Annotated in this window: 13 protein-coding genes and 1 rRNA gene; 9 read left to right on the top strand and 5 right to left on the bottom strand. The window is 37.3% G+C overall.

The window, feature by feature from the left end; genetic code table 11:
- Window positions 1-18 precede the first annotated feature (18 nt).
- Together rrf and LQ201_RS24745 are read left to right on the top strand one after the other, a co-directional pair.
- A 5S ribosomal RNA gene (gene rrf, locus LQ201_RS24750) occupies window positions 19-130 on the top strand.
- Window positions 131-1,076: 946 nt separating this feature from the next.
- Window positions 1,077-2,843 carry a S8 family peptidase gene (locus LQ201_RS24745; protein WP_371823072.1) on the top strand — a complete coding sequence of 589 codons (1,767 nt, stop codon included), beginning with the start codon at window positions 1,077-1,079 and terminating at the stop codon, window positions 2,841-2,843.
- A 23-nt stretch (window positions 2,844-2,866) separates the two neighbouring features.
- On the opposite strand, the gene LQ201_RS24740 is transcribed toward LQ201_RS24745, so the two are convergent.
- From LQ201_RS24740 to LQ201_RS24730, 3 genes are read right to left on the bottom strand one after another with little or no spacing between them, the layout of a single operon-like run.
- Window positions 2,867-3,649 carry a polysaccharide deacetylase family protein gene (locus LQ201_RS24740; RefSeq protein WP_230146418.1) on the bottom strand — a complete coding sequence of 261 codons (783 nt, stop codon included), beginning with the start codon at window positions 3,647-3,649 and terminating at the stop codon, window positions 2,867-2,869.
- Window position 3,650: 1 nt separating this feature from the next.
- Window positions 3,651-4,583, bottom strand: a complete 933-nt coding sequence (locus tag LQ201_RS24735; RefSeq protein WP_230146417.1) for a glycosyltransferase family 2 protein — start codon at window positions 4,581-4,583, stop codon at window positions 3,651-3,653.
- Window positions 4,580-5,764, bottom strand: a complete 1,185-nt coding sequence (locus tag LQ201_RS24730; protein WP_230146416.1) for a glycosyltransferase family 87 protein — start codon at window positions 5,762-5,764, stop codon at window positions 4,580-4,582. Before LQ201_RS24730 ends, LQ201_RS24735 begins: the two co-directional genes overlap by 4 nt.
- 172 nt (window positions 5,765-5,936) lie before the next feature.
- Here LQ201_RS24730 and LQ201_RS24725 point away from each other — a divergent pair, with 172 nt between their 5' ends.
- From LQ201_RS24725 to LQ201_RS24695, 7 genes are all read left to right on the top strand, one after another.
- Window positions 5,937-6,902: a phosphatidylinositol-specific phospholipase C gene (locus LQ201_RS24725; protein WP_230146415.1), complete on the top strand. Its 966-nt coding sequence runs from the start codon at window positions 5,937-5,939 to the stop codon at window positions 6,900-6,902.
- Between the two features lie 394 nt (window positions 6,903-7,296).
- On the top strand, window positions 7,297-7,893 hold the full coding sequence (locus LQ201_RS24720; RefSeq protein ID WP_230146414.1) for an RNA polymerase sigma factor: 597 nt from the start codon (window positions 7,297-7,299) through the stop codon (window positions 7,891-7,893).
- Between the two features lie 164 nt (window positions 7,894-8,057).
- Window positions 8,058-9,050, top strand: coding sequence for a FecR family protein (locus LQ201_RS24715; protein ID WP_230146413.1), 993 nt, complete (start codon window positions 8,058-8,060; stop codon window positions 9,048-9,050).
- A gap of 269 nt (window positions 9,051-9,319) precedes the next feature.
- Window positions 9,320-12,613, top strand: a complete 3,294-nt coding sequence (locus LQ201_RS24710; protein WP_230146713.1) for a TonB-dependent receptor — start codon at window positions 9,320-9,322, stop codon at window positions 12,611-12,613.
- 11 nt (window positions 12,614-12,624) lie between these two features.
- Window positions 12,625-14,004 carry a RagB/SusD family nutrient uptake outer membrane protein gene (locus LQ201_RS24705; RefSeq protein WP_230146411.1) on the top strand — a complete coding sequence of 460 codons (1,380 nt, stop codon included), beginning with the start codon at window positions 12,625-12,627 and terminating at the stop codon, window positions 14,002-14,004.
- Between the two features lie 38 nt (window positions 14,005-14,042).
- A complete protein-coding gene (locus LQ201_RS24700; protein WP_230146410.1) occupies window positions 14,043-15,164 on the top strand; it encodes an AhpC/TSA family protein in 1,122 nt (373 codons plus the stop codon).
- A gap of 4 nt (window positions 15,165-15,168) precedes the next feature.
- Window positions 15,169-16,656 carry a redoxin domain-containing protein gene (locus LQ201_RS24695; RefSeq protein ID WP_230146409.1) on the top strand — a complete coding sequence of 496 codons (1,488 nt, stop codon included), beginning with the start codon at window positions 15,169-15,171 and terminating at the stop codon, window positions 16,654-16,656.
- A 71-nt stretch (window positions 16,657-16,727) separates the two neighbouring features.
- Here LQ201_RS24695 and LQ201_RS24690 read toward each other — a convergent pair whose 3' ends face one another.
- Both LQ201_RS24690 and LQ201_RS24685 read right to left on the bottom strand, forming a co-directional pair.
- Window positions 16,728-17,366, bottom strand: a complete 639-nt coding sequence (locus LQ201_RS24690; RefSeq protein WP_230146408.1) for a Crp/Fnr family transcriptional regulator — start codon at window positions 17,364-17,366, stop codon at window positions 16,728-16,730.
- Window positions 17,367-17,461: 95 nt separating this feature from the next.
- The gene (locus LQ201_RS24685) at window positions 17,462-17,659 is read right to left on the bottom strand and encodes a cold-shock protein (protein ID WP_230146407.1); all 198 of its coding nucleotides are present in this window, start codon (window positions 17,657-17,659) and stop codon (window positions 17,462-17,464) included.
- Window positions 17,660-17,898 lie beyond the last annotated feature (239 nt).

Here is a 17,898-nt window from a genome sequence, read left to right as displayed (position 1 = left end):
CAGCTCAAATAAAAACATTTAGGTGCCTATATCGGTGGTGTCCACCTCTTCCCATTCCGAACAGAGAAGTTAAGCCCACCAGAGCCGATGGTACTGCGGTAACACGTGGGAGAGTAGGTCGGTGCCAAATCTTAAAAGAAACCCTTCAGCAGAAATGTTGAAGGGTTTTCTTCGTTTAAAAGCATTTTATAGCCCATGCCTATCTTGTTTCCATCATTAAGAAGTTAAGAAAGTTAAGGCAATGTTCCAATATGATCTTCTTAATGCCCTTAATTCTTAATGGTGAGAGGAACTGTAACAGGGGTTATTTCTGCCGTTAAGAAGTTAAGACGGGGTTAAGGTTCTGTTCCCGCAGATTACGCTGATCTCCCCTGAGTTTTACCACCTTCCGTCCCAGGTTCACTAGCCCTGATGGCAGCGGAAATCCCTTTTTGGCAGCGGTAGATTGTCTATCCCAAGGGTTTCCAAAAAGGATTGCAGCGTACAGCAGGACGGAACCCAAACTATATGTTACTGTTACTGCGCTCCAGATAATCAAAATGAAGGGTTCTGATTAAGTACTATTGGCATAGCTCCAGATGATTTATTTATACCATTAAGGAGTGAAGAGACGTTAAGAACTGTTTATGCTGATCTCCGCTGAGTTTTTACACCTTCCGTCCCAGGTTCACTAGCCCTGATGGCAGCGGAAATCCCTTTTTGGCAGTGGTAGATTGTCTATCCCAAGGGTTTCCAAAAAGGATTGCAGCGTACAGCAGGACGGAACCCAACCTACATGTTACTGTTACTGCGCTCCAAAGCATCAAAATATTAATCATCTGGATTATGCTTAACAAATAACTTAAACGCCGCATTAAGACTATATTTCTCCACAGCGAAGGATAGCTAAGAAATTATTTAAGTTTACCATTCTTAATGGTAAAAGGACCTCGATTATTGCCAGGCATTTAAGGATTAGTCTACTCTTAAAGTAGCTACTCTAAATTGATTATTATACGCTTGTTAAAAAATGTAAAATCTTTCAACCTCAAGGTAATAAAACCGTATTATTGTAATATTACGTACATATTATGATGATGAATGTGAACCTGAAGAAATTAACTTTTCTTGCTTTTATTTTGTGTGTAAATTTTAGTGTTTTTGCTCAAAGTAAAAATGTACAACTCCCTGCCAATTGGTTTAACCTCGATTTATTGGAGAATGGATATTTTGGTATCAGTACAGAGAAAGCTTATCGTGAGCTTTTAAAAGATAAAAAACCTAAGCAAAATATTATTGTAGCAGTAATTGACGGTGGAGTGGATACCAAGCACCCTGATTTACAACGTGTTTTATGGACGAATAAAAAAGAGATCCCCGGAAATGGAATAGACGATGATGGCAATGGTTATGTTGATGATATGCATGGCTGGAATTTTATAGGTTCAAAAAAGGGTAATCTAGAGTTTGATAATTTGGAACTGGTGCGTTTATTAAGGATTTATACACCAAAATATCAATCGACAACTAATTTGACACCTCTAGATAGTATACAAAAAGAAGAATTTAAACTTTATAAGAAGATGGTTGGCGATTTTGGCAAAAAGTACGAGGATGCCAGCAATACCTTTTCAGTTCTGATTGCCATTAACAATGTTTTAGATTCTGTAGCCAAGATCAATAAAAAAGAGATCCCTACGATGGAGGATATTGACCGTTATAAAGCTGATGATGAAACTGAAGAGCAGGTAAAAACAATCATCAGAAAAGGCGCTAAAGAGGATGGTAGTTTCGAAAAATTTTATAAGAATATAAAAGACGGGTACAAGCAATACGATGCAATGTTGAAGTACAACTTAAACCCTAAGTATGATATGCGTGCAGAATTGGTTGGCGATGATTATAGCAATCCTTATGAGAAAGATTATGGGAACAATGACGTAAAAGGCCCTGATGCTTTTCACGGTACACATGTGTCGGGAATTATTGGCGCTGATCGCACAAATTCTGCAGGTATTTTGGGTGTAGCCAATAATGTGAGTATTATGGCCATTAGGGTGGTACCTACAGGTGATGAGCGGGATAAAGATGTAGCCAATGGCATCAGATACGCGGTTGATAACGGTGCTAAGGTAATCAACATGAGTTTTGGTAAAAGTTACAAGTGGGATAAAAAAGCAGTAGACTCGGCAGTAAAATATGCAGAACTTAAAGGTGTATTGTTGGTACATGCAGCTGGAAACGATAACCAGAATAATGATATCGAAGAGAATTTTCCTAATAAGTTTTTTGAAAGTAAAGAAGCTGAAGCTTATAAGGAAGCCAATAAGAAACCTAGCAAGCCAGATTTTACGCCACCCAAGCCGATGTCACAAAATAACGGAATGGGCATGAGGCCATCTTATGACCGATCTGCATTAACAAAGCCAGTGCCGATAGACTCAGCAAAGTTTAATCTGCCTCATGCCAATAATTGGATTGAAGTAGGTGCAAGTGCTTATAAAGATGATGATAACCTGAAAGCCGATTTCTCTAATTATGGCAAATATAATGTAGATGTTTTTGCCCCTGGATTTTTAATCAACTCAACGGTGCCAGGTAACAAATATGAAGAAGCTGATGGAACGAGTATGGCCTCGCCTGTTGTTGCTGGCCTGGCGGGGTTAATTTTAAGCTATTACCCAGATTTAAAACCAGCGCAGGTAAGAGAGATTATCATGAAATCTGTTTCGAAAGTAGCACACAAGGTGAAATATAAAAATGAAAGAGGTGAGAATGTTAGAACACCTTTTAGCGAAATATGTGTTAGCGGAGGTATTGTTAATGCCTATAATGCACTTAAATTGGCCGAAACGTATAAATAGTTTTCAAATTACAATGGCAGTTATCAGTTTGAAGAAATAGTACGGATAAATTCCTGAAAGGTGCCAAAGGGATAATTTTTAGCCTTCATCCATGAAATAAGATCTTCTGTGCGTTTTGCCATTTTTGTGCCCGTGTTTTTTCTTACGTAAGCCGGGAAACCAAAGCGTTCAAAATCTTCTAAATCTGTAAATTCCCAAGGGTGGAAATAAATATTCAGGTACTTATCTTTTTTGTATGTCCAGCTGGCTAATGTTTTGTAAATGCCTAAAGGCAGATTGTGGAATGACAGCCAAAACAGCGGAAACCTAATTAACGGGCTTACCGAAGCTGGAATCTGTAATACATTATTTTTGATGAAATGTGTTCTGGAAACATTAAAATTGTTGTAGCGCCCTGGCAAATAGGTTGGATTAATAGACGTATTATAAACATATCCGGCTTTTTCAATTTCCTTTTCGTCAACAGGCATCATTCTCGCCATGCGGTAACCTGTAATTTCTTTGCCAGAGAGTTCTTCTAATTTTAGTTTGGATTGGAGAAGATGTTCGGGCTTAAAATCAGAATGATAATAACCATGCGAGGCAAGTTCGTGGCCCGTTTCTGTAATCCTTTTAATCAGATCCGGAATATTTTCAGCAAAGGTAACCGTACAAAAAAAAGTAGCCTTTACTTCGTATTTATCCAAAATGTCTAAAATGGTTATGGTGCCAGCCCTCGAAATGGCAATCTGATCTTGAAATGAAATATCTTTTCCGTATTCAAAAGGCATATCAAACTCTTCGATATCAAAACTTAACAGTACCATCTTATTTTTGCTGAATATTGGTTGAACGGATAATATAATTAGGACGGTTTTTAGACTGCATAAACATTTTACCTACATATATGCCTATAATACCTAAGATAATGAGCTGTAACCCTCCAAAAAAGACGATAGTCATAATTACAGATGCCCAACCAGAAACCTCTACATGATTTACAAATGCGTAAATAATATAGGGTATGTACAATACAGAGGCAAAAGAAAGGATGAAACCCAGGTATACCGCAGAATACAATGGTTTTATGCTGAACGAGGTAACGCCGTGCAGTGCCAGCCTTAACATTTTTTTAAAGGTATACTTGCTATTCCCTGAAAAGCGTGCCGCAGGATTGTAACGAATGGCAAACTGCTTGAAACCAAGCCACTTTACCAAACCACGTAGAAAGGGCTCGTTTTCGTGAAAATTCCTAAAAACGCTAACAACCTTTTGATCAAGCAGGCGGAAATCGGCTGCACCTGGTTCGAGATCAATATCCGATAGCCAGTTTAAGGTTTTGTAGAATAGATTTGATGAACTTCTTTTTCCTTTTGACAAATTTTTATCTTCTTCCCTGATGGTGTATACCACCTCAAAGCCTTCCTGCCATTTCTGTAGCATTTCCGGAATCAGTTCCGGAGGATGTTGCATATCGCAGTCCATAGAAATTACACAATTGCCAAAAGCATGGTCCATACCCGCTTTAACCGCTAATTGATGGCCAAAATTTTTAGAGAATTCGAGAAAGAATATATTGTCTGCGGTTGAAGCATAATCCTTTATTTTTTCGAGCGTATGATCCGCACTTCCATCATCAACCAGAATAATTTCATAATCGTAGTTGATGGTCGAAAAAACTTTTTTTATACTTTCGGCTATTACAAAAATATTATCGGCTTCGTTGTAAGCAGGAATTACTATAGAAACTAGTTTATTCATTTATCGGCAATCAGATAAGACTCAAAATCTTCTTTCATCATTTGATAGACTATGGTTAGCCAAATGATAACGCAAGGTAGGGCTTTAAGCGAATATAGACGAATAAATTCTTTAACCGGCCTTGGGAAAATATCGGTTGGCGATAGGCTGGTTAATATAAATGCAAAAATAAATAAGGCAATTATCCATCCTTTTTTAGGGTTTTGCTGCACCATAAACCAAATGGCAATACCTGCAAAAGCGATAACATAGGTTGGAGATTCAGAACCGCTGCTAAATATAACCGTAAAAATAAGTGTCGATGCCAATAACATTAACCTAAAGCCGAGGTGTTTATATTGCTTAATCCGTAAATAGGGCAAACCAAATAATACAAGACCAACCAATAAAAATGGAGTATTTGGAATGTTTATGTTACCTGTTGCCCTTCTTACAATACCCATTAAAGAAATATCCTGGAATGAAGTCAATGATGCATTTAAATCATTTTTATGGGCAAGGGAATGATACCAGTCGCTATATGATTGAATTACAAATGCCGGAGATGAAATAACCATTGGCAAAGCAAATAATACCGCAAAAGCAATAAAACAGCCTATGATAAATTTTAGCTTGTTCTTGCTAAAAAAGAAAAATGCCAGTCCAACAATTCCATATAGTTTAACCAAAGTACCAAAAGCGATAAAAAAAGCAGACTGTATTTCTTTCTTTTTAATAAGGTAAGAAAAGCTGAGTAAAATAATCCCTGTTAGGGCAATATTAAACTGAAAACTAAAGAGTGCAGTTAAGGCTTCGTGTGCACAGATCCAGGCAATAATAGTGCGTTTGTTTAATGATATCGGAAGACTGTAAATTCCCCAAAGCAAAATCAATACATTGGCTACATTCCAAAAAACAGCACCTAGACCATCGGGCAACAGTGCAAAAGGCGCAATAAAGATTGAAAATACAGGTCCGTAGTGGTTACTGTCTAAATATTCTGGATAATTATTGTATAAATTTTGCAGATCTACAGTATGCCAGTATACATATTTGAAAATCAGATAATTATTGTAAGAATGATGGTGATACTGTTTGTAACCCGCAACAATAGCCAGTAGAAGATAAATGGCAATTACGCATTGCTTTTTTAAAAGAAATGAAGATAGCTTCGTCAGATTGGTTTGTGTGAACGTGTTCATTATGATTAATGCTGCTAATATAACTATTTCGGTCCATCAATCCGAAATGGATCAGCTCAGCCCGATCAATATTAATTAATTATGAAATTATTTATGGTATATCGATTTAGTAAAACCTTTTACTAGCTTTATTATCCTGAACCAAATAGATCATCAATCTTTCTAAAAAACTATGAGAAAATTACAACTACCACTTATTGTGGCCCTGGTGCTAACCTTTAGTGCCTGTAAAAAAGAAGAACAACCAAAAGGCAATTTTTCAAACTCCAATCTAAAAAGCACGGCAAATGCAAATGCTCAATTGTTAAGCTTTTCATTAAACAGTTGGATGAGTGTAGTAGCCGACCAAACAAGCATCGCTGCCATTTCTATTCCTGGTACGCATGATTCTGGCGCAACACAAGAGCAAGTTGCAGGTACTGCAAAATGCCAGAACCTGAGTATTACCGATCAATTAAATGCGGGCGTCCGTTATCTAGACATTCGCTGCAGGCACATTGATAATGCTTTCGCGATCCATCACGGGGCAATTTATCAGAACCTTAATTTTAATGACGTACTAAATGCGTGTATCAATTTTCTGAACAGCCATCCAACCGAAACAATCATTATGAGTGTTAAAGAGGAGCATACGCCAACAAACAACACCAGGTCGTTTGAGCAAACTTTTGATGCTTATGTTCAGCAAAATCCTGCAAAATGGGATTTGGGGAATAATATTCCAACACTGGGCAGTATCCGTGGAAAAATCAGACTCTTAAGAAGGTTTTCCGGATCATCGCCTAAAGGAATCGATGCTACGGCCTGGGCTGATAATACCACATTTGATATCAATAATGCTGCAACGTTAAAAGTTCAGGATTTTTACAATGTTAACGATGTGAATACTAAATGGACAAAAGTAGAAACATTGTTAAATGAGGCAAAAAATGATGCTTCCAATAGGCTTTATCTGAACTATGCAAGTGGTTATAAGGCAGGTATATTCAGTATCCCAAGTATTACTACTGTATCGAATTTCATCAATCCAAAAATCAATACGTTTTTTACCAACAATACCCATGGTAAATTCGGGATTATTCCACTTGATTTTGTTGATTCTGGCAGAAGCCAATTAATCATTAATACAAATTTCTAATCTTAACGCATAGGTTTATTGGTTCAGTAAAATATAAAATGTTGCACTGTATTGTAAAGTACGGTGCAACATTTTATAAAAATTCATACATTTCGATGATTAATTTTAATTCTTGATTTATTTTTGAAGTGACTGATCATATTTTTACTGTTTAGCAGTTTTTATTGTTAAATTATAGAAGAATTAGAAATAATTGTGGGATTTTTTTGTAGTCTTACCAAAAATTATAGATTCGGACCGAAGATATAATTTGCAACCATTGTAGGTTAGGGACTAATTTTTTGGCACTTATGGATTGTTTTTAAATTCAGTGTAATTAATGAATGAGACGTTTTGGCACTGCAAAAACATATCACCAGCCAAAAAACCTGCTTTGAAAATATTATATTAGTATATGCAAAATAAGGAATTGGGAGAGGAAAGGGATTTAATTCTCAAAATAGCTGTTGGCGATCAACAGGCCTTTCGCTTGATTTTTGATGCTTATAAAAATAAAGTTTTTTCTTACGCCAACCGCTACCTTAAATCTAAAGAAAAAGCTGAAGAGATCGTTCAGGAAACCTTCCTTAAAATCTGGTTAAAAAGAGAAAATCTGAATGCTGTTGAAAACTTTGGTGGCTACATTCGAAGAATTGCCGTTAACCTTACTTTAGACTTGCTTAGGGCTATTGCCGCTGAAAACAAAACATCAGACTTACAGAAAGTTGTGTGGAGCGAGCAGGACACAGGGACTGAAGATGCCATTATGCGGAAAGATGCGCAAAGCTACGTTGATCAATTACTGGCTAAGCTCCCTAAGCAACAAGGATTGGTTTATCGGATGTGCCATATTGAAGGGATGAAACAAAAAGAAGTTGCAGAAATACTTCATATTGCACCCGCTACTGTTAAGGTTCATTTAAGAGAGGCCTTAAAAACATTACGCACCCTGGTTGGTGAAAATAATGCCATACCACTCATCTCTTTCGTTTTTCTCGGATTATTAAAATAAGCGCTCCATCAATTCTATTGGATTTTGCTAAGATTTAAGTTGTTTTCTTAGTATTAGGTTGTTTTTTTTAAAAAAAAACTTTTTTTTGACTACCTCTTTTTGTGTTTCACAAACGTCAACTATTAAAACGAACAAAATAATATCTTTTCTATATCGCCATTTGTATGAAAAATGAAGAAATAAGTGAACTTCTGGAGAAGTATGCTCAAAATACGATCTCCGAAGAAGAAAAGAGCGTTTTATTTAATCATCTTAACGCCTCAAGCAATGTTGAATTTGAAAAACGCTTAATGGAAAAGGATTGGGATTTATTTCAATCTGAAGAAACTATAGCAGAAAGTAAGGCCAATAAAATTTTTAATGAAATTGTCAGCGGGGAAGAAAAGAAGTCGTTTAAATTAAATTTTGCCTGGATAGGTTGGGCCGCTATATTATTAATTGCAGGTTTTTCTACTTTTTATTTTTTAAAACCTGCCACACAAAAAATAACCGCTAAAACCAATAGAGCAGTTGTTAATGTAGTAGCAGACACAGAACATAAAAAAATAGTATTACCGGATGGGAGTACAGTGATATTAAATAGTGGTGCGGTTTTGCTGTATCCCCAAAACTTTGATGGCAATACCAGAGAAGTTACACTTAAAGGAGAAGGATATTTTGATATTGTTCATGATTCGGCCAAGCCCTTTATTGTTTATGCAGGAAAAGTTAAAACAACTGTCTTAGGTACCGCTTTCAATATTAAAGCCATTGACGGACAGCAGGTTGTGGTAACAGTAACGCGTGGAAAAGTAAGTGTGCAAGATCATCAAAAGCTTTTAGGGGTACTTACACCTAATCAACAGCTAACCTTTGACGAGAAGAGAAAAATGCCAAGCTTGACCAAAGTGATATCGCAGGAAGTTGTAGACTGGCAGGCAAAAGATATTTTCTTTGAGGATATTACCATGAAAGATGCCATTGACGTATTAGCCAAACGTTTTGGAACCAAAATTACTTTTGTAGATGACCGGGGCAAAAATTGCCGTTTTACCACTACTTTTCAAAAGGGTGAAAGCCTTGATGAGATTTTGCAGGTGATAACTTCTTTTAATAATGCAGCATATGTAACCAAAGCCAACGAGATTTTTATTTCGGGCAAGGATTGCAATAATTAAATAATCAATCAACTAAAACCAAACAGACCAAACTACATGAAAGAACTCTACTATTTCCACATCTGATGAAAAAATCTCCCTGTCCTTGCAAGACAGAGAGATAAAATTTGCACTGTTCCAGCTGGAATTGGAACAGCATGTATTAAACAATTTAGGCATCATTTAAAACATTTAAAATTATGAAATTTTCTGCACAATCAGCAGAGGGCGGGAATCCCTGTAAGAAATTTTTCGCTTCCAAAAAATCACGATATCTAATTCGTCAGATTATGCGTTTAAGCTTTGTATTAGCTATAATAACTTTTGCCACCTCTTCATTAATCTTTGCTTCTAATACCAACGGTCAATCGATCTCCAATACAGAAGTAGTGCTTGGATTAAATCATGAGAGTGTATTCTCTGCTATTGAAAAAATTCAAAAGCAAACACCTTTTATTTTTATTTACAGGAATACCGATCTTAAAGAACTAAAGGAAATAAATATCCCGGTGCAAAAACGTACGGTTCAGGAACTGCTTGATGTGCTGTTTAACTCCAAACGTTTTAAAATAACCCAGTTAAATAACAGAATTTTAATTTCTTCGATAAAACCAGAAGTTAAAGCGGTGCCTGTTGACATCAGAATTTCTGGTATTGTGGTAGATGAAGATGGAGTTCCCATCCCAGGGGTTTCAATCCTGCTGAAACAAAGTAATAAGGTGAGTACAGCGACTGATAGAAACGGCCAGTTTGGAATTAACCTTCCGGATGAGGGAACGAAAGTGCTGCTTTTTACCTGTATTGGTTATCAGAATACGGAACAGGTTATTGGCTCAGAAAATTCGTACAAGATTGTAATGAAACCTTCGGTAGGCAGCCTGAATGAGGTACAGATTATTGGTTATGGCACTACAACCAGAAAAACAAGTACCGGATCTGTTGCATCCATTACGGCGAAAGAGATCGAAAAACAACCTGTTGGTAATCCATTAGCGGCACTATCGGGCAGGATGTCGGGTGTATTGATTGCCCAGAACAATGGTGTTCCGGGTGGAGCGATCCAGGTGCAGATCAGAGGGCAAAATTCACTGTCGCAGGGAGGAATTCCATTATATGTAATTGATGGGGTTCCGTTTACCAATTTTAATGGAGGTCAGCCTGCAACAGATAATTTAAATGCCTTTGGAACTTCTGGCGCAAGTGGAGGTGTAAGTCCTTTTAGCATGATCAATCCATCTGATATTGAGCGTATCGATATTTTGAAAGATGCAGATGCCACTTCAATTTATGGATCGAGAGGTGCAAATGGCGTAGTTTTAATTACGACTAAAAAGGGGACATCAGGACGCGTTAAAATTAATGTAAATTTAAATACTGGCTTTACCGAAGTAAACAGATTTATTCCCGTATTAGATCTCCAGGAGTACCTTGCTTTAAGAAAAGAAGCTTTTAAAAACGACAATGTTGTTCCTGATGCTGCAAATGCACCCGACTTAACTGTTTGGGACCAAAATAGTAGTACTGATTTTCAAAAACTATTAATTGGAAACAGAGGGCATATCAACGAAGTACAAGGATCGATGTCGGGTGGCAATGATCAGACCCGGTTCTTCTTCAATTCTGCTTACCGCAGAGAAAGCACCGTGTTTTTAGGGGATAACGCAGCAAAAAGATTTTCATCGAGACTGAATTTAGATCATAGCTCGCTAAACAAGAAGTTCAATGCTTCATTTTCAGTTAGCTATAGTAATGATAATACAGATGTACCCACTTCCGATGTATCATCAGTATATAATGTGCCACCAAATTTGCCACTTTACGATGCTGCTGGTAAATTATTTTGGGCTACAGGTTTTACAAACCCCTTGGCCAGTTTATTAAGAAGATATAACGGAGTAACTAATAATTTAATTGCCAATGCCAATCTTAAATATACCATTTTACCAGGTTTAACCGCTAAAGCAAATTTTGGCTATACCAATACCAGGCTCGAGCAGGTTGCCACTACACCCGCATCATCTCAAAACCCTGCAAACAACCCTACAAGTTCTGCAGTTTTTACTAACCTTAACGCCCAAAACTGGATCGTTGAGCCAACATTGGATTATGTAAGAACAATTGGGGAGGGGAAATTTACAGCACTTATTGGAGCAAGTTTTCAACAAAACACATCCAATGGACTTTATCTTTCTGGAACCAATTATAGCAATGAAGCACTCTTGGGCACATTGGGTGCTGCAGGTACTACCACTGTATTGTACAATAATATTGTTAAGTATAAATATGATGCTGTTTTTGCCAAACTAAACTACAACTGGCAGGAAAAATATCTTTTAAACGCCACTTTCAGAAGGGATGGTTCCTCGAGATTTGGCCCTCCTTACCGTTTCGGTAATTTTGGTGCAATTGGCGCAGGATGGGTGTTCTCAAATGAAGGTTTTATAAAAGATAATTTATCATTCTTAAGCTTTGGTAAAATTAGAGGAAGTTTTGGTACTACCGGAAATGATCAGATTCCTAATTTTATTTATCTTCCACTATACTCCAATACTACAGCTTACGCAGGCAATGCAGCAACAGTTGTTACAACTATTCCAAATGAAGATATAAGATGGGAAACCACTAAAAAACTAGAGTTTGGTATTGATTTAGGCTTTTTAAAAGACCGCATTTCATTTACAGCCAACTATTATAGAAACAGGTCATCTGATCAAATAGCTTATAATACTTTGGCTACCCAAAGTGGGTACAATTCATACCAGGCTAACCTACCTGCGTTGATTCAGAATAAAGGTTTGGAGTTAGAATTGAACAGTACAAACTTGGTTATTAAAGATTTTAGCTGGAAAACAAATGTCAACTTCACTTTTACTGCAAATAAGTTACTCGAATTTCCAAATCTCGATAAATCTTTTTCTGCTTCAAGCTACGTGGTGGGTGAATCAATCAATTTATTCCGTCTCTATCATTTTCTAGGAGTAAATCCTACAAATGGAACGGCTATGTATGAAGATAGAGATGGTAATGGTGTAATTGATATAAATGACCGTTATGTAGCCGATCTTGGAACACCTTTCTTTGGTGGCTTTGGTAATACTTTTACTTATAAAGGTTTTGAACTGGGGGTATTCTTCCAATTTAACCATCGCTTTGGTGTTACGCAAATCGTGAATACCAGACCTGGGGCGCTGGCTAACCAGAATGACTATTGGTTGGGAAGATGGACGCCAACGAACACCAATAGCAATATTCCCGGAGCATCGGCAACCGCTGGAAAACCAATAGCTGCATCTTATAATTTGTATACTTCTTCTGATGCCGTGTATGGCGATGCATCTTACCTTAAGTTGAGGTCTGTTAATTTATCTTACACGCTTCCTCAAGAATGGCTGAAGCCTATAAAAGTAGCCAATGCTAGCGTATTCGTTCAAGGCCAAAACTTATATACCTGGGCGAAAAACAAGTATATTTTAGATACAGAAACTACGGTTCAGGGTGGGCCTTCAGGTTTAGGTACTGGTACAATTGGTCAGGTATTACCTCCGTTAAGAACAATTGTATTTGGTGTTAACTGTTCATTTTAACTGATAAAATCATGAAAAAAATATATAAAAATTTCTTTTATAAAACATTAATAATAGGAACAGTTTTAACTGTTTCATCCTGTAAAAAGTTCGTAGAATTGGGTGCCCCACCAACACAAATTTTATTCGAAGATGCTTTCAGAACTGATGCAAGTGCACAAAGTACTGTACTAGGCCTCTACTCTAATAATGTTACAACATCTAGTATTGGTAATTTCAGTTTTTTCTCTGGTATTTCTGCTGATGACCTTCAATATAATGGCGTAGACGCTGCTCAGCAAGAGTTTGCAAATAATGCTATTACTACTACAAATATTACTGCTAGCAATATTTGGGCTAATACCTATGGACTGATAAAAAACACAAACAATGTTATTAGTGGTATTAGTGCATCCAATACTTTAACTCCATCAATAAAGAATCAACTTTTGGGCGAGGCTAAATTTATGAGGGCTTATGCCTATTTTTATTTGGTAAATCTTTATGGTGACATCCCCTTACCTTTAAAAGATGATTATTCTGCATTTGAAAATGCAACGCTTCCACGTACTCCTGCCGCCCAGGTTTATGCACAAATCATCAAAGATCTAACTGAGGCACAAGGTCTGTTACCTGTAGAATATGTCGCTAATAATTTAAGAATTAGAGTGAATAAATATGCTGCAACTGCACTTTTAGCACGTGTTTATCTATATCAAAAAGACTATGTTAATGCAGAGGCGCAGGCTACCCAGATCATAGGTGCCAACATTTATGGTATGCCAGGGCCTAATGCCTCATTTTTAAATAACAGCAGTGAGGTTATATGGCAATTGGCTACCTTAACCGGTTTCTCAACCTTCGGAGCCAACTATGTTACTACAACAGCTACCTCGATACCTGTTTTTTCTTTGGCTGATGTTAGTTATCAGGGGTTTGAGAGTGCCGCAGATTTACGCAGATCAACCTGGATTACTCCCAAAATTGTTTCAGGTAAAACCTACTATGGTATTAGTAAATATAAACTAGCGTCGGGTAACGGTACTGAATATAATATTGTTTTAAGGTTGGCCGAACAATATTTGATCCGCGCAGAGGCACGTGCGCAACAAAACAACCTTTCTGGTGCAAAAACAGATATAGATATGGTTAGAACCAGGGCTGGTTTAGATGGTGTGAGTGCTACCTTAGATCAAGGGCAGATGTTAACAGCCATTGAACAAGAAAGAAAAGTAGAGTTTTTTGGAGAATGGGGCCACCGCTGGTTAGATTTAAAAAGAACTGGTCGCGCAAATGTTGTAATTAGCGCATTAAAACCAACCTGGAAATCAACTTCCGTTTTATTCCCGATTCCGCAGGCACAGATTCTTGCTAATCCATCTCTAACTCAAAATCCAGGTTATCAAAATTAATTATTGGGAGCTTGTTGGCTCCCATAACTACATCAATCATGAAAAAGACAATAAAATTAATAGCAACAGCTACCTTGGTTATTTTGGTAGCAAGTGCGTTTAACATACAAAGAGGGTATAAATTAACGGGTAAGATAAAAGGGATAGAGACGGGATTAATTTATCTTTCGCATAACATTGGCGAGAAAGAAATTAAGGATTCTGCTGTTATTACCAATGGCAGTTTCACTTTTAGTGGTACCGTGCCTGAGGTTAAAATGTATGCTTTAAAGCTTAAAGGCGGTAAACAACAAAAAAACTTTCTTTTAGAAAATAGAAACATCACAATCGTTGGCGATAAGGATTCGTTGTTTATGGCCAAAGTGATCGGTTCGCCAGAAACCGATGTTTATTTTGGTTTTTATAATGGCCCTTGGAAATCGATAACAGCAAAAGCCGGCGATATTTACCGTCGTTTAGATAGCGCAAACCAAAAAGGCAAAGTAACCTTAAGTCCGGCACAGCGTAAACCCTTCGATGATGAATTTAAAGCACTCGATGTGCTTAACCAAAATGCAATAAAAGCTTATGTAATATCACATGCCTCTTCGGTAGCAGTTGCGGCAATTGTAGAAGATCGCTTTATTAATTATCCATATCCCGAGCAAGCAGCAGCCATGTATGCATTATTTGCACCAACGGTTAAAGCTTCATTTTACGGTAGAACTATAAAAGAAAGTTTAGCATTAACCAATAAAACTGCTCCAGGAAAACTGGCTCCGGATTTTGTAATGAATGATGTGGATGGAAAACCACTTAAACTTTCTGCACTTCGTGGAAAATATGTTTTAGTAGATTTTTGGGCAAGCTGGTGTGGTCCCTGCCGTAAAGAAAATCCGAATGTAGTTGCAGCCTACAAAAAATACCATGATAAAGGTTTCGAAATTTTAGGCGTATCATTAGACAGTAAAAAAGAAGCCTGGCTGAAAGCAATTAACGATGATGGTTTAACCTGGAAACATGTTTCTGAACTTAAAGGCTGGTCGAATTCTGCTGCTGCATTATATGGTGTGAAATCGGTTCCCGCAAGCTTTTTATTGGATAAAGATGGAAAAGTGGTTGCAAAAGATTTACGTGGAGAAGAATTGAACAATACATTGTCAAACCTATTTAAAGATTAGTCACATGAGCATATTAAATATCAGTAACAAAATATTAGGATTACTTTCTATCCTCATTTTAGGAAGTGTTAGTGCTTTAAAAGCACAAACCAAACCAGTAGATACAACCAGGATTTATCTAGACAAACTGGTAGCTTCGAAGGAACCTGCAGATAAAGTACTATTGGCAGCCAAATTACAAAAACTGGCTGCTGCAGATCAGGAAAAAGATGTTGACCTGGCCATTAATTACTATTATCGGTTAAAAAACGTAAAAGCTTCCGATTCGCTTGTTCAGGTAGAATTACAGAAGTTTCCTAAAGGTTCGAGAGCGAGGGCGCAGGAAGCCAGCAAAATTTATGATGAGAAAACGGCGCTGGCGAAAGAAAATGCCTATAAAATATGGATTAAGAACTTTCCGGTTTCGGGTTCTGGAGAAGAATTAATTGTGTACGATTATGCGGTATCGGCTATTGCTTCCGAATATGCCAGAGAAAAAAATGCGGCTAAGGCTATTGAGTATATTAACAAGCTGCAGGTAGATTTTTGGAAAGGAAACGGGTTTGGTGGTGTTGCAGAGGCTTTCTATAAAACCGGCGATTTAAAAAATGCAGCTGTATATTATAAAAAAGCCATGGAAAGTGCTAAAACTTATTATGACGGAAAGTTGCCTAACGAAAATTCATCTAAATTTGCCGCATCGGGTTACCCGGGTTTAACCATGACTTATGCAGGTATTCTTTTCGAACAAAAAAAGTATAATGAAGCCCTTGTTTATGCCGATTTAGCAGCTAAAAATCCAAAAACTGCTTCGCCGAGATCGAATTTTCAATACGCCAAAATATTAATGGCATTGAATAGAAATCAGGAGGCTTATACTAAATTGGAAGAGGCCGTAAAATCGGGCAAGGCCAATGATGAAATGAGCAGTGCCTTTAAAACACTTTATATCAAAGTAAAGGGAAGTGATGCGGGTTTCGACGCCTATGCTGCTGAAATCAGAAAAGGGATTCTGGCGAATCTACAGCAAAAACTCAATAAAGAAATTATCAATAAACCAGCTGTAGATTTTACATTAACCGATATTGAAGGCAAAAAAGTTACATTGAGCAGTTTAAAGGGTAAGGTGGTAATCCTCGATTTTTGGGCTACCTGGTGTGGGCCATGTAAGGCTTCTTTTCCTGCCATGCAAATGGCGGTTAATAAATATAAAGAAGATCCAAACGTGAAGTTTTTGTTTATTCATACCTGGGAGAAAACAGCCACCCCAACTCAGGATGCGAGCGAATATATTAAATCGCAGAAGTATAGTTTCGAGGTGTTAATGGACACCAAAGATCCTGATTCGAAAATTAACAAGGTGGTTACTGATTATAAAGTGTCGGGAATTCCTTCAAAATTTGTGATCGATCCTGCAGGGAACATCAGATTTAACCTGATGGGTTTTGATGGTAGCAATGAAGCTGCAGTAGATGAAATTTCGATGATGATCGATATGATTAAAAAAGGTTAACCCTTTGTGTTTTACTGAAATTTTTAACCCTGTACAAATAGTTGTATGGGGTTTGTTCTTTAAAAGCGCCACTATTTCTCTATTAATACGCCAACATCGCGATGTACGCTTTTATGCAGTTCTTTGCTTCTAACCCTGCTTAATGTTTCTAATCTCATTCCTAAATAGCTTGCTAAATAACGGAGCGGTATTTTATTTAAATCTACTTTTCCGCTTTCTGCCAGCTTTTGGTACCGTCGCAAGGCATTGGGTATTCTGGCCAGTATAGATCTTTCGGATGCAGCATAATAGTGTACTGCTAATAGTTTTCGCCCGATAATGTTGGCTTCTTCGAAATGGGAATACGCATAGTCGATTAACGTATAAGGAATACGGATCAATTCGCAATCTTCTAATGCCTGTAAATATTCTACAGAGTGGTTCGATTGTAAATCAGGGTGACGAATGGCGCCTACAATATTATTACCAAAACAAAACCAGGTGGTAATATCTTTGGCCCCATCTTTTATAAAACCACGAACAATGCCGCTTTTTACAAAGTAAAGTGCTGCATTACTATCAACAGGTGAAACAATGTGTTTATTCTTTCTGACTATAACCAATGAACAATGTTTTTCGTACTGTGCAATAAGGCTACTGGAAAGTTTATGGTATTGTTCCATATACTGGAGAAGTGGCCGTATAAAAGAACTGTTGTTAGAATTGGGCATAATGTTATAAACTTTTAGGTTCAAAAAGAGATCTTTTTTGATAAATAATCATCCTGCTATTATATAATATACAAAAATAATCTGAAAACGTACATTTAAATAAGTAATAATTGGCGAAGGTTGGTGGCCGTAAGCCCATGCGCCATTAGTTCGATTTTGAATTCTACCAGGTCGCCAGCAGTGATATCTTCATTAAGACTTGTTAAACAAAATGCAATTTCCTGTTCATTTTCATCTTGTATAAGCCCAAAGCCAACCGATTGATCGATGTGTATTACCGTGCCCTTTCTCATTATACGTCTGTTTGCATTTACTAACATACGTGTAATGTGTCTACAAAGTTTTTTGGCTCTCATGGTCTTAGCATCTCGCTAAGGCTAAGTTTTTGCCACGGAGACTCGGAGAACACGGAATTAAATTGTGGGGTCTTAGCGGGATGCTAAGACCAGAAATTTTATTTCTTTAACTGATACACCCCGGGTGCGATTGTCATCCTGAGCGGAGTCGAAGGATCTCTTTCCTAGTCTTAGCA

The organism is Pedobacter sp. Bi126 (assembly GCF_918698245.1).
Classification (GTDB): domain Bacteria; phylum Bacteroidota; class Bacteroidia; order Sphingobacteriales; family Sphingobacteriaceae; genus Pedobacter.
The sequence above is the reverse complement of the archived record's forward strand: the minus strand, read 5'-3'. Positions and strand labels throughout refer to the sequence as shown.